The organism is Arthrobacter sp. N199823, assembly GCF_002929705.1.
Taxonomy (GTDB): Bacteria; Actinomycetota; Actinomycetes; order Actinomycetales; family Micrococcaceae; genus Specibacter.
In genome coordinates this window covers 1-668 of the sequence record NZ_PJIN01000057.1, presented here as the reverse complement: position 1 = coordinate 668, position 668 = coordinate 1, and the positions used below count along the sequence as shown (strand labels likewise).

The 668-nt window shown below is 59.7% G+C and carries 1 protein-coding gene; it reads left to right on the top strand.

What is annotated here, in order from left to right; all coding sequences use genetic code 11:
• Positions 1-668 (top strand): FAD-binding oxidoreductase (locus CXQ93_RS20825; protein ID WP_181036258.1); only part of this gene is annotated, 668 nt, incomplete at both ends.

The following is a 668-nucleotide window of genomic DNA, read 5'->3' as shown; positions in this document are numbered from 1 at the left end:
AGCGATGTCCACGGAAAAAACCACGCCCAACAAGGGTCCTTTGGCCAACACCTGCTCGGACTGGATCTCATGCTGGGCTGCGGGGACATCGTGCGCATGTCCCCGGAGACCACCCCGGACGGCTTTTGGGCGACGGTGGGAGGAATGGGCCTGACCGGAATCATTGTCTCCGCAACAATCCAGCTCCAACGCCTGGAAACGTCATACCTGATGGTGGAACGTGGGAAAACAAGAACTCTGGACGAATCCATGGACCTCATCGCCGCCTCGACGCAAACACCATCCCACGCCGTCGCCTGGATAGACGCAACCCACCACCAGCTGCGCGGATTGGTGGACATCAGCACCCCGGCAACAGCAGGGATGCTGCCCGCAGCTTTGCAGGGAACGCCGATGTCACCACACGGGCCCACGATGCGCAGCATGGCCTCCTTCCCAGGCCAAGGCATCATAAACCGCCGAAGCGTTGCTGCTGCCAACGCAGTGCGCTGGACGTTTCCCGGCAATAACGGTCCCAAAATAGTTCACTTCACCACGGCGCTGAACACCTTGGACGGAGCTGATTTCTGGCCGGCAGCGTTCGGAAGGCAGGGCCTAATCCAATACCAATTCTCAGTACCAGCCAACGGCCGGCATGTTCTCCAGCGAGTTTTGGAAGATCTCCAGAG